Source organism: Rathayibacter tanaceti (genome assembly GCF_001634385.1).
GTDB lineage: Bacteria > Actinomycetota > Actinomycetes > Actinomycetales > Microbacteriaceae > Rathayibacter > Rathayibacter tanaceti.
Genome location: NZ_LIIN01000044.1, coordinates 1 through 21,483 on the forward strand (window position 1 = coordinate 1; position 21,483 = coordinate 21,483).

Consider the following 21,483-nt stretch of genomic DNA (forward strand, 5'->3'; position numbering starts at 1 on the left):
GCTCTCGACGCCGGTCGAGGCCAGTGCTCCTCTCGTTTAGCCGCCGCCCGGCAGCGGCACCGTGGCGCCGGGGGCGGCCGGCGGAGTCGCGGTCGGCGCTACCCCGGGCGCCCCGGGTGCGGCGGTCGGAGTCGGAGTCGGAGTCGGCGCTGTCGTCGGCCCCGCAGTCGGCGTCGGAGTCGGCTGCGTCACCTGCGACGTCGGCAGGATCTGCACGATCGTCGGTCGCGGCGCCGCCACCGCACCGGCGCGCGTCGAGCCGTAGTCCGGGAACAGCGAGTTCGGCGCCTCGAAGGTCCCCTCCTCGCCCGGATGCTGCACGGCGACGAACACGTGCTGGTCGAGGTCGTGCACGATCGGCCCGCAGGTCTCGGCGTCGCGTGGGACCGAGAGGAACTGCTCCACCTTGCCGCGGGAGGCGCCGTCGAGCGTCACCTTGAACAGGCCGTCGTTGTAGCCGATGCCGCTCGGGGCGCCGTCCGTCGAGATCCAGAGGTTCCCGACCGAGTCGAAGGCCAGGTTGTCGGGGCACGAGATCGGCGAGACCTGGTCGGCCGGGAAACCCGAGAAGTAGACGACGTCGCCCTGCGCCTGGTCGCCGCACAGCATCAGCAGGTTCCAGGTGAAGGTGCGACCGGTCTGGTCGCCGCCGTCCTCGACGATCTCGACGATGTGTCCGTCCCGGTTCTCGGTGCGCGGGTTGATCTCGGTCGCCCCCTCCGTGCCCTCGGTGCCGCGGGCGGAGTTGTTGGTGCAGGCCACGTAGATCCGGCCGCTGGTGAGGCTGGGCTGCACGTCCTCGCAGCGGTCCATCTTGGTGGCGCCGGCCAGGTCCGCCGCCTGGCGCGTGTGCACGAGCACCTCCGCCACGCTCATCCCGGCGATCGCGGAGGCGCCGCCGACGGCCAGCGGCAGCCACTCGCCGATCCCGTCGAAGCCGCCGTCCGAGGGCACAGCACCCGTGCCGGTGATCTCGGCCACGGGGGAGTCGCCGGTGAAGCGGGCGACGAAGAGGTCGCCCTCCTCGAGCAGCGTCGTGTTGTGCGCTCTGTCGCCCTCGATGTAGCGCTTGCTCGACACGAACTTGTAGAGGTAGTCGAAGCGCTCGTCGTCGCCCATGTAGGCGACGACGCGGCCGTCCGGGGCGATGATCACGTTCGCCCCCTCGTGCTTCAGCCGCCCGAGTGCAGTGTGCTTCTTCGGCGTCGAGGTCGGGTCGAAGGGGTCGAACTCCACGATCCAGCCGAAGCGGTTCGGCTCGTTCTCGTAGCCCGGCGTGCGGGCGTCGAAGCGGGGGTCGTCGAGCTCCCACCGGCGGGTGGTCTCGGAGTCGCCGAGCCCGTAGCGCTTCTCGGCGGCGCTCGTGCCCGTCGCCCGGAAGTAGCCGTTGAAGTTCTCCTCGCCCGAGAGGATCGTGCCCCACGGCGTCGTGCCTCCGGAGCAATTGGCTAGCGTGCCGAGCACCGTGCGGCCGTCGGGGTCGGCGACCGTCTTCAGCAGTTCGGAGCCGGCCGCGGCGCCGGTCACCGTGTAGGGGGTATCGAGCAGGTAGCGGCGGTTGCGCTCGCCCCCGCGGACGTACGCCCAGGGGCGGTCGACGGCCGACCGGACCAGCTCGACCACGCTGAGGCCGTGGGCGGCGCGGCCCACCGCGCGCACCCGCTCCGGCTCGCCCTCGAGCTGCGCGGCCGGGAACATGATGTTCTCGTTCGTGTACTCGTGGTTCACGACCAGCAGCGCGCGCAGGCGCTGCGAGCCGGGGATCTCGACGATGTCGGTGTAGTCGTTGTTGTAGCCGAACTGCGCGGCCTGCGCCGCCTCCGTCTGGCCGCCGATGTCGAAGGCCGGACTGTCGGCGAAGAGCGGGTCGCCCCAGCGGATGATCGGCTGCCAGGCGAAGCCCTCCGGCACCGTGAATTCGTCGACAGTAAAGGGGACCGGCGCGATCGGCGCGAACGCCAGCGGCGAGCCCGCGTCCTCGACGGCCGCCTCGGCGGTCGGAGCGCCTCCGGCCGAGGCGACGGCCACAGTCACCGCGCCGGCCAGGCCCAGGCCCAGAGCGCTGCGGCGCGAGAGCTGCGCCGAGACGATGTCGCGGAAGTAGCTGTTGCGCGAGGTGTTGCACGTGGCGGTCGAGCACGCGTTCGCGCACTTGAGCGCGCACGTCACGGGGCTGCGCTTCCCCCGGACGTGCCCAGCCATGGGCAGCAGAAGTCGGCGGGAGGTGTCGGTCATCGTCGTCTCGTCCTTCGGGTCACCGGGCGTGGGATGCGTCGAGGCAACCAAGGCGAGCGAACCGGGACGAGAGGGGGAGGCGACCGGGGCTTGAACGGGAGGTGAACGGCGGCGGCTCCCGCCGTCAGGCGGCCCGCGTCAGCGTTCGGCCACGTCCGCGATGTCGGCGGCGTCGCTCGCGGTGGAGCGGTGCGCCGCCTCCCCCCGCAGCGCACGCCGCAGGGCCTCGGCCGAGCGGAACCCCGAGAGCCGGGCGATGTCGTCGCGGGTGAGCGCCGAGCCTCCGGCCCGCCGCTCGAGGTGCGCGTGAGCGAGGGTGACGCGGCGGCGGCGGATGGCCTGCGCCGGTGTGACTCCGACCGTGCGGAACACGCGGAAGAGGTAGTCCGCCGAGATCTCGACGACCGAGGCGAGGTCGGTGACCGAGAAGTCCGGATCGCCCGCGTGCAGGAGGATCGCGTCCTCCGCCCGCTCGCGCAGCTCATCGGGCCGCGCGAAGCGGCCGCTGGAGCGCACCCGCAGAGCCTCGAACAGCACTCCGCCGGCGATGTCGGTGAGAGCGAGCTGGAGGAACGCGAAGCCCGGGTCCTCGGGCTGCGGTCGCTGGTTGAGCGCCTCCGTCGCGGCCGACAGCAGCACGGCCTGCATCGGTCCGGGCTCCGCTCGGCGGATCCCGCCGGACGCGAGGGCTGCTGCCGTGCTCGGCGGCAGGGCATCGATGCTCACCGTCAGTTCGTAGCGCGCACTGTTCTCGGTGGCGGCGAAGCTGAAGCGGGTGGCGGGAGGGAGGATGGCGAGGTCGCGCAGCTCGAGTCGCCGCGTCGCCCCTCCGGGGCCCGGGTGCTCGGAGTGCTGCGGGGTCACCTCGAGCGAGCCCTCGACCTGGAGGACGAGCAGTACGCAGCCCGGAGGAGTGGAGAGGGCGAGCTCGGCGGGCGAGTGCCAGATCCGCGCGAGCCGGAACTCGGATCCGCCGATGATCTCGTCCGAGTAGAGGCGGATCCGGTGCGCGGAGGAGACCCGCACGTCGCGGTCGCGGAACCAGCGCTCGGAGTCTTCACCGGTCAGGATCTGCGGGGCGGGGCGCTCAGTGGTCGAGCTGGTCATCGTCGTCCTTCCGGCGCTGAGAGCGCGCACACAACGAGCTTGGACGTGCCCCCCTGGTGATGTCTCTCACCGCGCGAGGATTGGCGCGAGAAGGCGGTATGCGGGCACTCGGTTCAGGGCACTCGGTTCAGTGCACTCGTTCAGTGCGGCGTTGAGTGCTCGGGCGGGCTGCGAGGACGGCGAGGTGGCGCCGGCGTCGACGGGCGAGGGGTACCGCGAAAAGCGGGATCTCGCGGCCAGCGACCCGCAAAAAACGGAGAGATGGAGTCAGAACCAGCACTTTCCGGCTTAAGCCTCCCTCATGTTAGGGGCGGTGACCGAGCGCTCCTGAGGATGAGCCACGTACCCGAAACGCAACCAAGAAGGGCCGCTCACATGGCGCACGACTCCACTACCCCCGAACAGAATCCCGACGGCTCAGGCCGCGGTCGCGTCCAGCGCCGCACGATCGTGCAGGGCGCGGCATGGACCGTCCCCGTGGTCGCCGCCTCGATCGCCACCCCGGCGTTCGCCGCATCGAACCCGCCGCTCGTCCCGACCCTGCAGTGGACCAGCGTGCCGACCGTCAAGGGCTGCGAGACCGGTACCTTCACCGCTCGTGCGACCACCGACGGCACCACGCCGGCTGTGAACAAGGCGACCTTCGTCACTCCTCCGAGCGGCTGGACCTGGCCGGACGGCGGCACGAACCGCCGCTCGGTGCGCACCAACTCGCAGGGCATCGCGTCGTACCAGCTCGTCGCTCCGTTCCGGACCAACAGTGACGGCGCCTACAACCTGTCGATCACCGACAACAGCCTCACCGACACCGACACGGCCCGAGTGAACACCTCGGACCGCTCCGGCAAGGGCGACATCATCGCCTTCAACCCGGCCGACTCGAGCTACAACGTGCAGGCCACGAACCAGCCGACCACGGGCGTCACGCGCTTCGAGGCGACCGACAACCCCACTGGTTCGTCGACCACGATGACGCTGTACTCCAACGGCGAGCTCTGGGCGAACGGCGCCCTCCGCGACACCGGCGTGATCCAGGCCGACTCGTCCGGCTCCAACGGCAACCCCGGTGTCACCTACATCAAGAACGACGGCAACTCCTACGTCTGGAGCCAGTCCACCGGTATCCGCCTCCGCGAGACCGGCATCAGCAACACGATCAGCCGCGATGGCGTGCGTTTCGAGGCTGTCGAGAACTCCGGCGGCCCGTCGACCTGGATGCTGCTCACCGGTACCAGCACCAGCCAGCGCCTCGTCATCAACGGCGGCACTGTGGCGACTGGAGTCGTTGCGGCCGACACGGGGCTCTCGAACGGGACTCCGTTCACGACCTACGTCACCTCCACGGGCGGTGTCTTCACTCGCACGGGCAGCACGACGACGCAGGTCGGCACCATCACTCCTGGTCTCGCCGCGCGGATTCGTCGCCTCGAGGTCGTCGAGAACTCCAGCGGCCTGTCCGTGATCATGATCCACGACACCAACGGTGGCCTGTCGGCGCTCGCGCAGCAGCCCGATGGCAGCTGGGGCCCGTGGACCCAGCTCCACAGCGGTGGGGTCGCGCAGGCCGACACCGGCGTCACTGCCGGTAACCCGACGGTCATCTACATGAACAACTCCGGTGTCGTGCAGAAGATCACCTGGGTGAACGGCGTCCTCTCGCCGTCCGAGCAGCTGCAGGCGACCGAGCCCGCCGGCTCGATCGGCAACATCTCCCGCTTCGAGGCGGCCGAGAACCCGAACGGCTTCTCGACCTACAGCTTCCTCAACGGGGATGAGCTGCGCACCAACGGCAGCCGCACCGACACCGGCGTCATCGCCATGGACGTGGGAGTCTCCGGCGGTCGCCCGCTGGTGTTCTACATCAAGCCCTACACCGACTGCGCGTAAGCAGCACAGTGGCGGCTCCCTCGGGGCCGCTGATCGAAGGCCCGTCCGTCCTCCTCGTGAGGAGGGGCGGGCCTTCGTCGTGCCGGTCGTCCGTCGCGCGGTTGGTCGCCGTGTCGAGCGGATCGGGACCCGGACGCTCCTGATCCTGGTGCGGACCGGCCTCTGAAGTCCCGACGTTCCTCAACGGGGAGGAGCTGCGCACCGATGGAGGCCGCACCGACACCCGCGTGTCGCGATGGAGGGGGAGGTTCGGCGGACGCGCGCAGGTCTTCTCCATCACTCCCGGCACCGGCTGCACCGAGACCGACCGCGCCGGCGACTCCCTCCGAGCCGCCGGCCTCGGGCCCGTCCGTCCTCCTCGTGAGGAGGGGCGGGCCGTCCTCGTTCCGGAGAGGATTTTCAGACTCTCCGTACCCTCCGAACGGATATGGCGTCAAACCCGCCGAAAACCGGCATGAGGTTCCCTTGAATTCTGCGCATCCCGGTGTGGTTGACGAGGATCAATCGACAAGTCCGATTCCGCCACCCGAAAGGCACCTATGACTGACCACACCCCCCACTCCGACCAGCCCGAGAGCGGCCGCGTCCAGCGCCGCACCATCGTCCAGGGCGCGGCATGGACCGTCCCGATCGTCGCGGCATCCGTCGCGACCCCCGCGTTCGCCGCCTCGAACCCCCCGCTGACCCCGACCCTGCAGTGGATCAGCGTCCCGAACGTCAAGGGCTGCGAGACCGGTACTTTCACCGCTCGTGCGACCACCGACGGCACGACTCCGGCTGCGGGCAAGGCGACCTTCGTCACACCTCCGAGCGGTTGGACCTGGCCGGACGGCGGCACGAACCGTCGTTCGGTGCGCACCAACTCGCAGGGTGTCGCGTCCTACCAGCTCGTCGCTCCGTACCGCACGAACGATGACGGCACCTACAACCTGACCGTCACCGACAACAGCCTCACGGACACTGATCGCGCGCGCGCCACGACGTCGGACCGGTCCGGCCTCGGCGACATCATCGCGTGGAACCCGGCCGACTCCAGCTACACGGTTCAGGCCGCCAACCAGCCGGTCAACGGGATCGTGCGCTTCGAGGCGACCGACAACCCGACGGGTTCGTCGACCACCCTGACGCTCTACGAGAACGGCGATCTGTGGGCCAACGGTGCCCGCCGCGACACCGGCGTTCTGCAGGCCGACACCTCGGCGTCGAACGCCACTCCGGGTGTCACCTACCTCAAGAACGACGGCAGCTCCTACGTGTGGAGCCAGGCCAACGGCATCGTCCGTCGTGAGACGGGCATCAGCAACACGCTGAGCCGCGACGGCGTGCGCTTCGAGGCCGTCGAGAACCCTTCCGGCGACTCCACCTGGATGCTGCTGACCGGCACCGACTCGAGCCAGCGTCTCGTCGTCAACGGCGTCACCGCATCGGGCAACGTCACGGCCGCTGACACCGGGGTCACCAACAACACGCCGTTCGTGTCGTTCGTGACCTCCGATGGCGCTGTCTGGGTCCGCGTCAACGGCGCCAACACCCGGATCGGCACCATCACCCCGGGTCTGGCCGCACGGATCCAGCGCTATGAGGTCGTCGAGAACTCGGGTGGCCTCTCGGTCATCATGATCCGCGACACCAACGGCGGCCTCTCGGCCATCGCGCAGCAGCCCGACCTGAGCTGGGGCCCCTGGACCCAGCTCCGCAGCGGCGGTGTGGCGCAGGCCGACACCGGCACCACAGCCGGAAACCCGACGATCATCTACATGAGCAACGGCGGCGCCGTGCAGAAGATCACCTGGACCAACGGCGTCGCCAGCGCCGAGGAGTCGCAGGCCACCGAGCCGTCCGGCTCGATCACTGACATCTCGCGCTTCGAGGCCGCCGAGAACGCGAACGGGTTCTCGACCTACGCGTTCCTCAACGGCAACGAGCTCCGTGCCAACGGTGCCCGCCGCGACACCGGCGTGGTCGCGATGGACGTCGGAGTGTCCGGTGGACGCCCGCTGGTCTACTACATCAAGCCCTACACCGGCTGCGCGTAGACCGCACTGCAGCGACTCGTGGTGAGTCGCTGGTAGACCGCACTGCAGCGACTCGTGGTGAGTCGCTGATCGAAGGCCCGTCCGTCCTCGTCGTGAGGAGGGGCGGGCCTTCGTCGTCAGTTCCCCGCGCCGCTGCTCCGCGCCTCGGAGTCCAGTGCCGCCCGCAGGCGTCGGCTCGTCCCGAGGCCCGAGAGCCGAGCGACGTCGCTGAGGTCAGAGGAGGAGGGCGAGGGACGCCGGGCCAGCATCGCACGGGCCTCCGCCGTGCGGGCCGCCCGGATGGCACGCGCGGGAGTCCTGCCTGTCCTCGCGAAAGCGGCGTACAGAGCACTGCGAGAGAGCGAGAGCTCGGCCGCCAGAGCGTCGACGTCGAACGAGGACTCGCTCGCCCGATCCCGGATCACCGACATGGCCCGACGGACCACCCGAGCCGAGTCGGCCGGAGCCGACGACCCGAGCTGAGGCCCCGTCTCGATGAGCAGGGCGTCGACCACGTTCTCGACCGCGGCCCGGAGCGGCTGCCAGTGGTCTCTCCCGGCTTCACCGTCGACGAGAGAGTGCTCATGGTCGTCGCGAGCAGGACGCGCGACGACGCCAGATCGGTGCCCAGGACGACCGGGCGTTCGGGTACGTCGTTCCAGTAGCGGTCGAGGTAGTCGTTACCCAGGAGCACCTCGACCGTCCCGTGCGGCTGCTCGCTCTCGACCGAGAGTGCGGAGGACGTGCGGTGCACGAGTCCCTGGCCCTCGCTCAATATCGCGTGGAACCCGTCGCTCCGCACCGACAGCGTGCCCTCGACGACGAGGACCACGGCCACGCCCCAGCGCTCGCTCCGGCGGTCGACCCGCCGCGCTGTGTGCCACACCCGCGCGATCGTGAAGTCCTCGTCGTCGAGGACGTTCCCGAACACGCGCAGGCCCGCCGTGCTGCCGCGTGTGCTCCAGCCGAACCCCGTCATCCATCGAGCCGCCGCCTGCGCGGCGAGGTTGATCCCGCGGGGGGCCGGACGGTGCTCGCGGAATGTCATCGGTCCTTCTTGGAGAGGGCGGCGGCGGACCGATCTCCAGTGTCCTTCCAGGATCGCCGGAGCACGAGCGGACCGTGACCGCCTCGGCGGCGATTTCGTCCACCGATCCGACCGAAACGTCCTCGGACCGGGGAGAACGATGTTCGAGGTCCGCTCAGGCTCATCAGGATGAGGGCATCGCCTCCCCGTCCCGCTTGGAGCTCGCATGACCGCACCCGCACACGTCGTCCGAGCGGGCGAGGGCTGGATCCTGCCGGCCGACGGCGACTCTGCGGCCCGGGTCGTGGTGCCGGGCCCGGTCTGGACCCGTGACGGTGTCGAGGTCCTGGCGATGGACATGCAGGACGAGGAGGCGCGGGACGGTTCGGCGCCGCAGGAATCCCTCCTGCCTCCGCCCCTGCATCCCGAGAGCGTCTCATGAACCCGCGCTCGAGCGGCGCGATCGACTTCCATAGCATCGGCTGGACGCCGCTCACCCCCGTCGTCGTCGGCACGACGCTCGACGTCGTCTCATCTGGCCCGTTCACCGTTAGCCGGTCGTGGACGCCCACCGCCGCTGAGTACGCGCTGGTCCCGCAGGGTGAGGCGATCCGGGTGCTCCTCACGGTCGAGGGGGAGGCCAGGATGCTGACGCACCGCGGCACGAGCCTCCTCGAGGCCGGCCAGGTGATGCTCCTGGGCTCGCGTGAGGCGGTGGAGGTGCGGACCGAGAGCCAGTGGGCCCGGTTCGAATGGCAGCTGCGTCCCACGATCCTGCGGTCCCCCGTCTTCGCGGAGTGCTTCGAGCGTCCGCTCCCGTTGCAGACCCTGGGGTCGCGGATGCTCATGTTCACGGCCAACGCGATGCTCAATCAGCCGGTGGAGGAGTCGGAGCGCGCCTTCGGCCACTACTCCCTCGCGGCCGAGCAGCTCGTTGCCGGGGGCCTCCCGATCGCCGGGGGTGCACTCGGCGACGGTGAGTCCACCGATCTCGAGCGCGCGCTGCGGCTCATCCGCCGCCACGCTCACGAGCAGGATTTCACCGTGACCGCCCTCGCGCGTCTCCTCCGCTGCTCCGAGAGCCACCTGCACCGGATCTTCGAGGCCTCCAGCGAGACCCCGCGGCGCGCCATCGAGCGGTACCGCATCGAGGAGGCGCAGCGGCTCCTCGCCTCGGGTTCGCCCGAGCGGCGGCGCGATCGCGGGTGGGTGGCGCAGGCAGCGGGCTTCAGCTCCGCAGCGCACCTGCAGCGGGTGCTGCGGCGGGAGGCGGCGTCCCACGCAACGCAGCAGGGGGTCGCCGCGGCCCGCTAGCCGCGACGACCCCGACCGCTCGCACACGCAGGGAGGGAGGCGCGGTTCGCCCGTGCCTCCCTCCCTGCGTGCCCGGGGAGCCGCCGACAGGCGCCGACGACTCCCCGTCCCTGATCAGGGCAGTCGCGCAGTCGCAGGTTCACGAGGTTGTCGTCGCCGATCCCCGAGAACGCCACGGTGGCCGAGGCGACACCGGTCTGGACGATGCTGTTGCCGAACCAGAGGTTGCCGTCCTCGTCGAGGAAGTAGTTGTAGCCCAGCGGCTTCGACCGGCTCGGCACGTTCGGGTACGGAGTCGCCCAGGGGTTAGTGGCGTTGCCGCTGTGCCAGACGCCCGAAGGGTTGCGGGTGTTGATACGGGGGGTGTTGCCCGTTCCCATGAACGCCTTGATGCCGGGGTACTCGGTCGACGTCGGGGCCTGCGTGGCGACACGGGTGCCCTTGTAGTACAGGTTCGAGCCCGACTGGAAGAAGTCGTAGCCCAGGTTCGTGGCGTTGGCCGGCACGTTGGGGATCGCTGTGATCGAGCCCCAGGCGCCGTTGACGACGCGCCACCAGCCGTTGGTGCCGTTGACGTTGCCGTAGAAGGTCATCACAGCGCCATCACCGGAGATGTCGTAGGCGTTGGCCTTGTTCGGCGATCCGGCGACCGTGAAGGGGAAGGTGCCGTTGACCGTCGAGTAGACGAAGTCGGGGTTGGTGCCATTGGGGGCGGTGAAGTAGTTGTTGCCCAGAGCGTTGTAGTTGGAGGCGACGCCCAGCGCCGGGCGCTGCAGGTTGCTGCCCGCGACGTCCCACCAGCGGTTGTTGTCCAGCTTCACCGAGGCGTGGTTGGCCGGGCTGGTGGTCTGCCAGGCGCCCTGACCGATGCCGGACACGTTGTTCGCGTCGGCGACCGTGCCGTTGTTGTACCACAGCTGCCCGCCGGGGCCGACGAAGTAGTTGTAGCCCTGCGGCGTCGACGCGACCGGGACGGCGGGGAAGCGCGTGAACGTACGCGCCGCCCCGTTCTCGACGCCCCAGATGCCGCGAGCGGAGGAGTCGGTGACCACGTTCGTGGTGGCTCCGGCGGTGCCGTAGGCCGCCGAGAACGACTTGGTGCCGTCGGGGGAGGTGACGGTGATCGCCGGGAGTGTCGCGGTGCCGTCGGCGCCGGTGCGGACGACCTTGGTGGTCGTGCCGTCGGCGAACTTGAAGCCGCCGGGGAGCGTGATGGTCACGTTCGCGTTCGGAGTGGTGGCGGTGCCGTCGAAGGCGCGCACCCGTACTCCGGTGAGCCGCGCGCAGGGATCTGCCCTGTAGCTGCTCTGGAGGAACTCGACGCGCGGGTTCGTCGGGGTGGTGGAGGCGGCGGCGAGCGGTGCGCCGACGGCCGCACCGACGACGGGGACCGACCAGGCGGCGCCGGCGACGATGGTGCGGCGGTGGATTCCGCCGGGGGTGGTGCTCTCGCCGCTCGGGGCGGCGGAGTGGTTCTGTTCAGTCACGTGATGTCCTTCTCGGATGAGGTACGCCGTCGGATCTGTCCGACGTCCGACCACCAGAGTCGCGATCAGGGCGAGCCGACCGGCCGGAAGGAGAGGTTTCGGCCGCCGAGGAGAGATTCGGGTGTCCCCGTACGGGGTGGACGGTGCTGCGACCCGGTGTCCTGCCGAGAGAGGCTGCTCTCCTGGTTGCATCGTCCGCTGCCGTGTGGCGGGGGTCGCTCGTTGGCCTCCCGTGCGCGGTGGCCTCGGCCCGCAGTGCTTTGAGCATCTTCGCCGACGTCCCGAATCCCGTCAGGCGCGCCACTTCGTCCACGTCGGCGCGATCGGACGAGGGGCGGCGCTCCAAGATCTCGCGGGCGGCGGCGGCTCGTGCGGCCCGGATCGCCCGCAGCGGCGTCGTCCCGATGCGGGCGAACGCCGCATGCAGCGCGCTCGTCGAGATCGAGAGCTCGGCGGCCAGAGCGCGGACGTCGAAGTCGGGCTGACTCCGACGCCGCAGGATCAGCGCGCGGGCCCGCCGCAGTACTCCCGTCGACGCGGGCAACGAGAGCGCCGGGCCCACGTCGGTGAGCACAGCGCCGAGTGCGTTCTCGAGGGTGCCGCGGAGGTAGGGCCAGCCGTCCGACGTCTCCGTCGGTGCGGTGAGCACGGCCATAGCCGTCGCCAGGAGCGCTCGTACCGAGGGGAGATCGGCCGGCACGACGGTCAGTCCGTCGTTGGCCTCCACCCAGAATCGTTCGAAGTAGCCCGGAGCGACGCGCATCTCGACCACACCGCACGGTCCGTCGCTGTCGAGAGTGATGCTCGTGGCGGCGTACTGGATCAGCCCCTCGCCGGCCCTCGCCGTCGCCGTCGCGCAGTTGACCGAGGCGGTCACGGCTCCCTCGACGATGAGGGTGACCGTGACGGCGGCGTCGTGCGCGCGTTCGAGGCGTCGTGCGTTGTGCCAGAAACGGGCGATGCGGAACCCCGGCTCCTGGATCGCATCCCCGAACAGCCGCAGATCACCGGCCGGACCGAGCGGGCGCAGGTCGGAGGATCGAAGCCATTCGGCCGCCTCAGACCCCGTGAGCGCGAGTCCGTGCTCGCCGACCGGCTCCGGACTCTCGGGGATGCGCATCGGGCTCTCCGCTCGGAAGGAGTCCCGCCGCGCAGTCACGGTGAGGCGGTTCCCGCGATGAACCTTTACCCTCTCCGGCGCGGTGCCACGAGGTCAAAAACTCCTGGGACCCTCGTCAAAACTCCTGTCTGCGCCACTTCCGGTTCCTCATCGCGTGTCGGCTGAGAACGATGAACGTCGTTCGCTTATCCCTCTCGATAGACATCGGAGACACCTCATGACTCGACCCCCTGCTCCCGACAGCCACGACATTCCCCTGGGAGACGGCTGGAGCATTCCCGACGGCAACGGGCCGGCCCGCCGCACCCTCGTGCAGGGTGCCGCCTGGACCATTCCTGTCGTCGCCCTCGCTACTGCGACACCGGCCGCCGCCGCCTCTCTCGTGCCGACGCTCACCTTCACGCAGCCGAACTACAACAAGTCCTCGTGCGACACCCTGCGCGGCGTGAGCGTCCGGGCCACGACCGATGGAACCACTCCTGTTCCCGACGGAACGCCCGTCACGGTCACCCTTCCCGACGGCTTCCTCTTCGAAGGCGGAGGCACCACCCGCACCGTGACCACCGTCAACGGGGTCGCGGCGGTCCCCCCGATGACCTCGACCGCCATCGACGGCGCCGACAACACGCTCAGCGCCTCCGGTAACGGAGCGACGGCCACCAGCACGGTCACTGTGTCCAGCGACGAGCGGTCGGTGTGGGTCAACATGGACGCCGCCGGGAACAACGGCGAGTACCCCGCCGTCCCCGCCGGCTCCCGCCCCTACGGGTACAACTACTTCCGGGCTCCGAATGGGCAGCTCTACTACCAGAACGCCCCCGTCGCCGGATCGACGCCGGTCAACGGCGGCCTCGCCTGGCAGACGACGACCAACTCGAACCAGGGCAGCTTCAAGATCGGTAACACCTGGTATCTCTACAACGGCGCTTCCCGGACGGCTCTCACCGTTCCCGCGACCGTGACCGCAGCCGGCAACAACTACTTCGTCACCGGTGACAACCGGAACATCTACTACGGCAACACGCTCATTGCGGTCCCGGGGACCGTCACCAAGGCGGTCGGTTACGACATCCAGGGTGAGGGCAACGTCCTCACCCTGCAGGCGGGATCGGTCTGGCGCCGCTACATCAACGGCGTCGAGTCGACTCCCGCCTGGATGGCGAACATTCCCGCCACTTCCAGGAACCTCGGCTACGACTACTTCCAGAACGGGAGCACGCTGTACTTCCGCGGCACCGTCGTGACGAACGCCGCCCCTATCTCTGGCACGTACCCCGGCATCGCGACGTTCAGCGGCACCAGCAACCAGCCGCGAGTCAACATCCGCGACACCACCACGAACCAGTGGCGCAGCGTCGGCGGTGCGGGCTACGCAGGCGGGCGGGTCTTCCCTGCGGTGCCGGCTCGGGCGAGGGCGCTGGGCTACAACTACTTCCTGGCGTCGAACGGTGATCTCTACAGCGGCAACACGAGGATCGCGACGAACGTAGCGAGCGCCGCGAACGCGTTCGGAGGCGTCAACGACACCAACCGCATCAACGTACGCCTGCGCAGGTGCTGACGATCTGACGCGGCGCGCACCAGCGTCCACCGGGCCCGTCCCTCCTCCCATTCGGGGGGAGGGACGGGCCTCTCGCGTTCTCGGGTCCTTTCAGCTCCCGGTCGCTCTGATCGTCGCCCGCATCGTCTCCACCGTCCTGAAGCCGGATCGCCGAGCGATCCGCTCCATCTCCTCCCGCGAGGTCACCCGCCGACGCGAGAGCAGCTCCCTCGCCAGCGCGGCCCGGGTCGCGCGGAGTTCGCGCCGCGCGGTCGTCCCGTGCACGGTGAAGGCGTGCCCGACCCGGGTGGTCGAGGAGTTGAGGCGTGAGACGAGTTCGGTGACGGTGAAGGTGGGATCGTTCGCGTGCGCGTGGAGGGTCGCCATCGTTCGCCGGAACAGTTCCTCCTCGGCCGAGGAGGCGCGGGCGGCCTCCGCGAGGCCGGCCCGCTCCCCGAGCAGCGCGAGCAGCGTCTCTTCGACTGCCCGTTCGATGTGCGCCCAGCCAGCGTTCGCGCCGGTGAGCTCCGAGGCGAGCAGCGAGTTGACGAGTCCGGTGAGGATCCGCGAGACGTCGGAGGGGGCGAGCGGCGTGATGGTCCGCTCCTGGGGAGGGAGGGTCGTGCTCAGCCAGCGGGTCCGCTCCACGCGGACCTCGATCCACGCTGCCGCCGAGGTGCTCGCCAGCGCGACCGTGCTCGAGGGCGGCAGGAGGAGGGACTCGCCCGTCCTCAGCACGTCCGTCCGCTCGCCGGCGGTCACCGTGAAGGCGCCTTCGATGAGGGTCAGCGCCACCGCCGCCCGGTCCGCTGCGTCGAAGCGCGCGTCGAGGCCGCTCGTCCAGACGCGCGCGATGCCGATCTCGGGTGACTGGATCGAGTCGGCGAAGACCCGGATCCGCTCGGCCGGCTCGCGGACCGCGACCTGACGCTCGGCGAGCCAGGCGAGCGCCTCGGGGCCCGACAGAGCGACCCCGCGCTGCACGCGCCGAGTCGATCCTGCTGTGCCGGCGTCTCGCGCCGACCCGCCCCCGGGAGTCACGGGAGTCAGTCTGTTCGGCTCGGCCCGGCCAGCGCCGCGTCTCGGCGGAGCGGCGCCAGCTTCAGCTTGACCGACTCGGCCGGGGCGGGAGTCCAGCAGGGCGACGTCAACTCGGGCACGCGAGGCACCCCGTACTACTTCATCCAGTACCGCTAAGCGGCTGCACGCGAGTCCTTTCGGCTCTGCCTCAGCAGGCTCGGATGCAGAGGTCCACATAACGGCCGCCCCACATCCTTTCCCGGACGTGGGGCGGGCCGTTCGTCATGGACGAGTTCTGTGCTGCCGGTCCCTCCCTGTGGGAAGTGAGGCGCTGCTGCACCCGTGCCGACCGCGTTCCTGGCCGTCGTGGGACGTCCAGAGCGGGCTCCGCGGTCAGCGCTCCGCGTCCTCCAGGTCCTGCAGCCTGATCGCGCGGCGCATCTCCTTGCCCGTCGGGAAGCCGGCGAGCACGGCCAGCTCCTGCTGGTCGTGCCACGAGGGCAGCACTCGGCGCGCGAGCATCTCGCGGGCGGAGTCGACGCGGGCGGCGCGCAGGAACTGCGTCGGCGTCCTCCCCGTGCAGACGAAGGCCTCCTCGAGGTCGGCCAGCGGCACGTCCAGCTCGTCGGCGAGGGCCTGCGGGTCGAAGTCGGGCTCCTGCCGGCGCGCGGTGATGGTCCCGATCGCTGTGCGCACGAGCTCCGCCGTGTCGGCGGTGGTTCCGGAGGCGATCGGCGGGCCGATCACGACCAGCAGCCCCGAGACGAGCGGCTCGAACACTCCGCGGAGGAGGGGCCACGTCGGAGCGTCGGGATCGAGTCGCGCCTCCAGCCCCGTCCGGATGGTCGGGCGCACGATGCGCGCGATCGTCGTCTCTGCCCGGACGATGACTGGCCGCTCGGGCAGCCCCTCCCAGAACCGGTAGAGGCGGTTCTCCTCGAAGCTCAGCTCGACTACTCCGTAGGGCTTCTCGCTCTCGATGTCGAAGCGCGCGGGGGTGGGATAGAGCAGGACGTCGCCCTCGTGCATCGTCTCGTCCATCCCCTCGCCGCGGATCCGCAGCTCGCCGGTGTCCACGCTCAGCACCGCGACGCCGACATCGGGTCGGGTCATCGCAGCGTGGCGGGAGTTGTGCTCCAGGCGGGCGAGGGCGAAGTCGACACCGCCGATCGCGTCACCGGCGACGCGCAGCCCGGCCACTGGCTTCCTCGGGCACCAGCCGATTGCCTGCATCCACTCCGCGGCCTCCTCTCCCGTGAGGTGCACGGCGGGCTCGACAGGCGCCGGCAGCCAGTTGTCGAAGGGGTTCACGGATGCTCCTGGCAGACTGTGTGGGCACCCTTTGTAGGGCCACGGCACAAGGATGGGTCCGTTGCCCCGCGAGGGAAAGGGGTTGTGGACGTTTCCGTCGCGGGAGGGAGCAGATCGACGTCTCAGCGTCGCGCAGCGCGTGCCTCCAGCACCGTCCCGACGTTCCCCGCGATCCACTCGACCACCGGCAGCAGCCGCTCCGCGAGCTCCTCGCCGAGCGGCGTCAGGCAGTACTCGACGTGCGGAGGCACGACCGGTCGCGCATCGCGGCGCACGAAACCGTCCTCCTCGAGAATACGGAGCGTCTGCGCGAGCATCTTCTCGCTGATCCCGCCGATCCTGCGCCGAAGCTCGCTCCAGCGCAGCGTGCCGGAGGCGAGGGCTGCCAGCACCAGCACGCTCCACTTGCTCGTGACGTGCCCGAAGATCTCGCGGCTCGGGCAGTCGGCGGTGTACACGTCGCCGGTAAGAAGGGGGGTCTCTGCGATGCTCACGGTGCTCCTCTGATCGGGGTCTCCTGGTACTAACCAAATAGTGGGTACTGCATTCCGGGAAGTATCGGGACGGAACCGCCGTTGCACCCCTTCGGCGGCGGGAACCGCACGCCACACCCCTGTAGGAAGGACCCCTCATGACTCTCGTCGTCACCGGAGCCACTGGCCACCTCGGCCGCCTCGCCGTCGAGCACCTGCTCGCCCGCGGCACCGCCGCCTCCGACATCGTCGCCACCGGCCGCGACGCCGCCAAGCTGGAGGCGCTCGCCGCCGACCTCGGCGTCCGCACCGCCGTCGCCGATTTCGAGGATGCCGCCTCGCTCGACGCCGCCTTCGCCGGTGCCGAGGCCGTCCTCCTCGTCTCGGGGTCGGAGGTGGGCAAGCGCGTCGCGCAACACACCGCCGCCATCGAGGCCGCGGCCCGCGCCGGCGCCCGCCTGGTCTACACGAGTGCCACGGAGGCCACCACCAGCGCGCTGATCCTCGCCCCCGAGCACAAGGCGACCGAGGAGGCCATCGCCGCCGCGGGAATCCCGGCCGTGATCCTCCGCAACGGCTGGTACAACGAGAACTACGAGCAGACCGTCGCGGAGCTCGCCTCCACCGGCACCACGCTCTCGAGCGCCGGCGACGGCCGAGTCTCGAGCGCCGCGCGGAGCGACTACGCGGAGGCCGCCGCGGTCGCCCTGGCCGACGCCTCCCTCGTCGGCACCGTGCACGAGCTCGCGGGCGATGTCGCCTGGAGCTTCGACGAGCTGGCCGCCCTGGTCGGCGAGGTCGCGGGCCGCGACGCCGCGATCACGCACGTCTCCTCCGAGGAGCACGCCCGAATCCTCACCGAGGCGGGCGTCCCCGAGGGCGGGGTCGGCTTCCTCGTCGGGCTCGACGCGAACATCGCCGACGGCCTCCTGGGCGGGGCCGACGGCTCGCTCGCCCGCCTGATCGGGCACCCCACCACGCCGATCCGCGCGTACGTCGAGGAGCAGCTCGCCCGCTGACCGCGGCTCGCCCGCTCACCTCGGGCCCGGCCGCCGACATCGGGCGCGCCGGGCGGACTCGGGCGTGCCGAATCGCGGTCGGCTCGCAGGAATCCCCCCTCTCCCTGCGAGCCGACCGTGGTCCCGCGAGCCCGGCACGCCCGACCCTCACTCCCCGGTGTCGGCGGCCCGACGTAGGCTGTCCGCCATGACCTCGACGACGCCTCGCTCCGGTATCGACCTCTCCGAACTCGACCCCGCGACGCGGCCGCAGGACGACCTCTACCGCCACGTCAACGGGCTCTGGATCGACCGCACCGAGATCCCGTCCGACAAGGCGCGCTACGGCTCCTTCCACCAGCTCCAGGAGGAGGCCGAGAAGGCGGTGCGCGACATCGTCGTCGAGGCGCAGACCGCGCACTACGGCACCGAGGAGCGCCTGTTCGGCGACCTGTACGCCTCCTTCATGGACGAGGCCCGCGCCGACGAGCTCGGCGCCGCCCCCATTGCCGACGACCTCGCCGTCGTGCAGCGGGTCGACTCGATCCCCGGCCTGCTCCGCGCCATCGGCGAGTTCGAGCGCACCGGCGTCCCCGGGCTCTTCGGCCTCTTCGTCGACAACGACCCGGGTGCCCCCGAGCGCTACCTCGTCTTCGTCAACCAGGGCGGCCTCGGGCTGCCGGACGAGAGCTACTACCGCGAGGACGAGTTCGCCTCCGTCCGCGATGCCTACACGCCCTTCGTCGCGCGGATGCTCGGCCTCGCGGGAATCGACGCCGCCGAGGCCCGCGCCGAGCGGATCGTCGCGCTCGAGACCGAGCTCGCCTCCGTGCACTGGGACAAGGTGCGCAGCCGCGACAGCCGATCCACCTACAACCTCCACACCTGGGCCGAGGTCGTCGAGCTCACCGCGGGCGTCGATCTCGACGTCTGGTCCACCGCGATGGGTGCTCCGGAGGGTGCGCTCGCCGAGGTCGTCGTGCGCCAGCCGAGCTTCCTCCAGGGTCTCGCCGGCCTCCTCACGGAGGAGCGCCTGCCGGCCTGGCGCGACTGGCTGTCCTGGCAGGTGGTCCGCGCCGCCGCTGCCTACCTGTCGAGCGACTTCGTCGACGCCAGCTTCGACTTCTACGGCCGAACCCTCACGGGCACTCCGCAGAAGCGAGAGCGCTGGAAGCGCGGCGTCTCGCTCGTCGAGGGATCGTTGGGCGAGGCGGTCGGCCGGATCTACGTCGCCCGACACTTCCCCGCGAGCGCGAAGACCGCGATGGACGTCCTCGTCGAGAACCTGATCGAGGCCTACCGCCGCTCCATCGCCGACCTCGACTGGATGGGTGCCGCGACCCGTGAGCGCGCGCTCGAGAAGCTCGCCACCTTCACTCCCAAGATCGGCTACCCCGTCCGCTGGCGCGACTACTCCGCGCTGTCGATCGATCCGGCCGACCTGCTCGGCAACGCCCGCCGCGTCGCCGCGTTCGAGTTCGACCGCGAACTCGGCAAGATCGGCCGCCCCCTCGATCGCGACGAGTGGTTCATGACTCCGCAGACCATCAACGCCTACTACAACCCCGGCTTCAACGAGATCGTCTTCCCGGCCGCGATCCTGCAGTTCCCCTTCTTCGACGAGGGCCGCGACTCCGCCGCCAACTACGGGGCGATCGGCGCGGTCATCGGCCACGAGATCGGCCACGGCTTCGACGACCAGGGCTCGCGCTTCGACGGCGACGGCCGCCTGACCGACTGGTGGACCGAGGAGGACCGCGCCGCGTTCGAGGAGCGCACCCGGGCCCTGATCGCGCAGTACGACTCGCTCGCACCGGCCACCACGCCCGGGCACCACGTCAACGGCGCACTGACCATCGGCGAGAACATCGGCGACCTCGGCGGGCTCAGCATCGCCTGGAAGGCCTACCTGCTCTCGCTCGACGGCCAGGAGCCACCGGTGATCGACGGGCTGACGGGGGCCGAGCGCTTCTTCCTCTCGTGGGCCCAGGCCTGGCAGCAGAAGTCGCGCGACGAAGAGACGATCCGTCTCCTCGCCATCGACCCGCACGCTCCGGCCGAGTTCCGGTGCAACCAGATCGTCCGCAACATCGATGAGTTCTACGCTACTTTTGACGTCTCCGAAGGCGACGCCCTCTGGCTCTCCCCGAGCGAACGCGTCTCCATCTGGTAGTCGCCGTCGACCACCTCACCGCACAGCGGACGAGGAGTCCGGGGCATCGAGAGCCGACCGATGCCGCCGGGGTCGTCCGTGCATCGCGCGTCCCGCCGGCGCGTCGAGGGCTCCGGTCCACCCTCCGCACCAACCGCTCTTCCGACCCGTAGAGGTGCCGTACCCGTGGTGACACCCACCAGCGAGACCCGCCGTGAGAACCGCCGCAACCGCCGGGGCCGGCACAAGGGCTCCGGCGATCGCGACAACTTCCAGCGCGGTTTCGATGCGCTGGGCCGTCTCGCGATCGACGGAGTCGTGGTCTCGGCGCGCGCCGTCGACCTCGCCACCGGGCGCACGCTGTTCGCCGTCGACGACTCCGTCTCGATGCCCACCGCCTCCCTCGGCACGGTCGTGCTGCTGATCGAGGTCGCCGCCCGTCTGGCGAACGAGCCGCAGGAGAACCTGCGCCTCGTCGACCGCACCGCCGCGGACGCGGTCGCGGGCTCGGGCGTCTGGCAGCACCTCCAGGTGCCGTCGATGCCGATCGCCGACCTCGCCGCACTCGTCGGAGCGACGAGCGACAACCTCGCGACCAACGTCCTCCTCCGCCGGGTCGGCCTCGACGCCGTGCGCGAGCGGGCCGAGGCCCTCGGGCTCTCCCGCACCGCTCTGCTCGACGTGGTCCGCGACGAGCGCGGCCCCGACGACGCCCCGCAGCTCTCGATCGGCTCGGCTCGCGAACTGACCTGGCTGCTCGCCACCCTCGCCAACGGCGAGATCGTCGACGCGGCCGTGAGCTCGCGCGTGATCGGCTGGCTCTCGCTCGGCACCGACCTGTCGCTGGTCGCCTCCGCGTTCGGCCTCGACCCGCTCGCCCACCGCCACCCCGACCACGGCGTCCTCCTCGTCAACGCGACGGGCACCGATGTCGGCGTGCGCGCAGAGGCCGGCGTCCTCCGCGGCCCCCGCGCCGGCGTCGCGTACGCCGTCGCCACCCAGTTCGACGACACGACTCTGCACTACCGCCTGGCGGTCCTCGATGGCCTGCGCACCCTCGGCGCCGACCTGCTCGAGTACGTGCACTGACCTCGCGCGTGCGCCCCACTCGCGCCACTCGCGGTCATCCAGCGACGCGCGAGTCGGCTGAAGCCGGTACCCGCCCACGGGCCCGTTTCGCGCCCGCTCGTGCGAGGCGCCGGAGGGGCGGGCGGCGAGGAGTCGATGCGCCGTCAAGGCCCTGACCGCTGCGGTCGCGCGATCTAGGCTGCCGACAGCGATGACGCCTCTCCGGTGCACCGCGGAGAGGGAACCATGAGCAGCTTCGGCTTCGACGCCCCCGAAGACGTCGCCGACACCACCCGACCCGACGTCGACTCTCTACCGGTTCCTCCCGAGGATCCCGCCGAGATCGACGACGACGAGGCTCTCGACGAGGCCGTGGACGAGGGCGCCGAGGCTCGGCTCGCCGACACGCACGACCAGCGATCCGAAACGCCGCTCGCCGACGCCGTCCACTTCGACGCGTCCGCGGAGATGCTCCCCTCGGCGACGAGGACCCGCCCGAGCACCCCGTCGTCCCGTCGCCCAGCTGATCGCTACGCTCTCCCACGGCCGACCGCCGCGCGAGAATGCGACCGGCGTTCCGCGCCAGAGCGCGCCGCCGTCCCCGATTCGGGCACAGTGGAGGAATGACAGATCCTCAGCACCCTGCGCCGCCCGTCCAGCCTGGTCAGTCGTCCACCCCGTCCACCCCGTCCACCCCGCCCACCCCGCCCGCGCAGACTGCCATGCCGC

18 protein-coding genes are annotated in these 21,483 nt (G+C 70.6%); 9 read left to right on the top strand and 9 right to left on the bottom strand.

The genetic code is table 11. The annotated features are described in order from the left end of the window. Window positions 1–36 precede the first annotated feature (36 nt). Both ACH61_RS07215 and ACH61_RS07220 read right to left on the bottom strand, forming a co-directional pair. A complete protein-coding gene (locus ACH61_RS07215; protein WP_082845087.1) occupies window positions 37–2,235 on the bottom strand; it encodes a PhoX family protein in 2,199 nt (732 codons plus the stop codon). A 138-nt stretch (window positions 2,236–2,373) separates the two neighbouring features. Further along, window positions 2,374–3,342 carry an AraC family transcriptional regulator gene (locus ACH61_RS07220; protein ID WP_068210396.1) on the bottom strand — a complete coding sequence of 323 codons (969 nt, stop codon included), beginning with the start codon at window positions 3,340–3,342 and terminating at the stop codon, window positions 2,374–2,376. Between the two features lie 375 nt (window positions 3,343–3,717). Between ACH61_RS07220 and ACH61_RS07225 the strand changes: the two genes are divergently transcribed. Next, window positions 3,718–5,229: a hypothetical protein gene (locus ACH61_RS07225; RefSeq protein ID WP_068210406.1), complete on the top strand. Its 1,512-nt coding sequence runs from the start codon at window positions 3,718–3,720 to the stop codon at window positions 5,227–5,229. Between the two features lie 539 nt (window positions 5,230–5,768). Further along, entirely contained in the window at window positions 5,769–7,265 is a 1,497-nt protein-coding gene (locus tag ACH61_RS07230) for a hypothetical protein (RefSeq protein WP_068210409.1), read from the top strand. 116 nt (window positions 7,266–7,381) lie between these two features. Here ACH61_RS07230 and ACH61_RS07235 read toward each other — a convergent pair whose 3' ends face one another. Then, a complete protein-coding gene (locus ACH61_RS07235; protein ID WP_068210411.1) occupies window positions 7,382–7,675 on the bottom strand; it encodes a helix-turn-helix domain-containing protein in 294 nt (97 codons plus the stop codon). After that, window positions 7,666–8,292 carry a hypothetical protein gene (locus ACH61_RS07240; RefSeq protein WP_068210414.1) on the bottom strand — a complete coding sequence of 209 codons (627 nt, stop codon included), beginning with the start codon at window positions 8,290–8,292 and terminating at the stop codon, window positions 7,666–7,668. Before ACH61_RS07240 ends, ACH61_RS07235 begins: the two co-directional genes overlap by 10 nt. A 205-nt stretch (window positions 8,293–8,497) precedes the next feature. Between ACH61_RS07240 and ACH61_RS07245 the strand changes: the two genes are divergently transcribed. Further along, window positions 8,498–8,713, top strand: a complete 216-nt coding sequence (locus tag ACH61_RS07245; RefSeq protein WP_068210416.1) for a hypothetical protein — start codon at window positions 8,498–8,500, stop codon at window positions 8,711–8,713. Beyond that, window positions 8,710–9,585, top strand: coding sequence for an AraC family transcriptional regulator (locus ACH61_RS07250; RefSeq protein ID WP_068210417.1), 876 nt, complete (start codon window positions 8,710–8,712; stop codon window positions 9,583–9,585). The genes ACH61_RS07245 and ACH61_RS07250 overlap by 4 nt, the downstream gene beginning before the upstream one ends. On the opposite strand, the gene ACH61_RS07255 is transcribed toward ACH61_RS07250, so the two are convergent. Together ACH61_RS07255 and ACH61_RS07260 are read right to left on the bottom strand one after the other, a co-directional pair. Then, window positions 9,582–11,072: a hypothetical protein gene (locus tag ACH61_RS07255; RefSeq protein WP_068210420.1), complete on the bottom strand. Its 1,491-nt coding sequence runs from the start codon at window positions 11,070–11,072 to the stop codon at window positions 9,582–9,584. The genes ACH61_RS07250 and ACH61_RS07255 overlap by 4 nt on opposite strands. Beyond that, on the bottom strand, window positions 11,065–12,192 hold the full coding sequence (locus tag ACH61_RS07260; RefSeq protein WP_068210423.1) for a helix-turn-helix domain-containing protein: 1,128 nt from the start codon (window positions 12,190–12,192) through the stop codon (window positions 11,065–11,067). The genes ACH61_RS07255 and ACH61_RS07260 overlap by 8 nt, the downstream gene beginning before the upstream one ends. Before the next feature lie 217 nt (window positions 12,193–12,409). Between ACH61_RS07260 and ACH61_RS07265 the strand changes: the two genes are divergently transcribed. Continuing rightward, the gene (locus ACH61_RS07265; RefSeq protein ID WP_068210426.1) at window positions 12,410–13,753 is read left to right on the top strand and encodes a hypothetical protein; all 1,344 of its coding nucleotides are present in this window, start codon (window positions 12,410–12,412) and stop codon (window positions 13,751–13,753) included. Between the two features lie 90 nt (window positions 13,754–13,843). Here the strand turns inward: ACH61_RS07265 and ACH61_RS07270 are convergent, their stop codons facing one another. The 3 genes from ACH61_RS07270 to ACH61_RS07280 form a co-directional block, all read right to left on the bottom strand. Then, on the bottom strand, window positions 13,844–14,716 hold the full coding sequence (locus ACH61_RS07270) for a hypothetical protein (RefSeq protein ID WP_068210432.1): 873 nt from the start codon (window positions 14,714–14,716) through the stop codon (window positions 13,844–13,846). A gap of 429 nt (window positions 14,717–15,145) precedes the next feature. Beyond that, window positions 15,146–16,063: an AraC family transcriptional regulator gene (locus ACH61_RS07275; protein WP_068210434.1), complete on the bottom strand. Its 918-nt coding sequence runs from the start codon at window positions 16,061–16,063 to the stop codon at window positions 15,146–15,148. A gap of 122 nt (window positions 16,064–16,185) precedes the next feature. Further along, a complete protein-coding gene (locus ACH61_RS07280; protein WP_068210437.1) occupies window positions 16,186–16,557 on the bottom strand; it encodes a winged helix-turn-helix transcriptional regulator in 372 nt (123 codons plus the stop codon). 137 nt (window positions 16,558–16,694) lie between these two features. Here ACH61_RS07280 and ACH61_RS07285 point away from each other — a divergent pair, with 137 nt between their 5' ends. From ACH61_RS07285 to ACH61_RS07300, 4 genes are all read left to right on the top strand, one after another. Next, a complete protein-coding gene (locus tag ACH61_RS07285) occupies window positions 16,695–17,555 on the top strand; it encodes an NmrA family NAD(P)-binding protein (RefSeq protein ID WP_068210440.1) in 861 nt (286 codons plus the stop codon). Window positions 17,556–17,742: 187 nt separating this feature from the next. After that, window positions 17,743–19,707 (top strand): M13 family metallopeptidase, encoded by a 1,965-nt coding sequence (locus ACH61_RS07290; RefSeq protein WP_068210441.1) that lies wholly within the window; start codon window positions 17,743–17,745, stop codon window positions 19,705–19,707. 165 nt (window positions 19,708–19,872) lie between these two features. Further along, complete coding sequence (locus ACH61_RS07295) at window positions 19,873–20,775, top strand: serine hydrolase (RefSeq protein ID WP_068210442.1); 903 nt, start codon at window positions 19,873–19,875, stop codon at window positions 20,773–20,775. 225 nt (window positions 20,776–21,000) lie between these two features. After that, a complete protein-coding gene (locus tag ACH61_RS07300) occupies window positions 21,001–21,381 on the top strand; it encodes a hypothetical protein (protein ID WP_068210448.1) in 381 nt (126 codons plus the stop codon). Window positions 21,382–21,483: the final 102 nt, after the last annotated feature.